At 27.2% G+C, this 390-nt stretch carries 1 protein-coding gene; it reads left to right on the top strand.

All coding sequences use genetic code 11. From position 1 onward, the window contains the following. Window positions 1-232: glycosyltransferase (locus BU038_RS12370; protein WP_142402613.1), on the top strand; the 232-nt coding region annotated here is incomplete at its 5' end. Window positions 233-390 lie beyond the last annotated feature (158 nt).

Genomic DNA, 390 nt, shown 5'->3' with positions numbered 1-390 from the left:
TATATATACAAAAAATGAAGGCTTTGATAAATATTTCGAAGATGGATATGTTGGGTATTCTGTGAATCCAACAAATAATGATGAGTTAATAAAGCAAGTGAGAAAAATTGTTGGAAATTATAACGAAATTCAAAGAAATATTAGCCAACTAGATAAGAAGAGTTTTTCTTGGCAAAACAATGCCATAAAACACAAAAATCTTTATGAAATAACAAAGGCAAGTGTTGAATAATGAAGTTTATCAAAGATATGTTAATAAACATATTATCTCAAGGTTTATTTATTGCAGTTCAACAATTATTTTTATTTCCCAATTTCGAGCAATCACTTGGCCAAGTAGAGTTCGGTAGGTTTTTAATAATATATGGCTACTTTAATGTACTAGTAATA

Source organism: Staphylococcus simulans (genome assembly GCF_003043455.1).
GTDB lineage: Bacteria > Bacillota > Bacilli > Staphylococcales > Staphylococcaceae > Staphylococcus > Staphylococcus simulans_A.
This window is presented reverse-complemented; position numbering and strand designations above follow the sequence as displayed.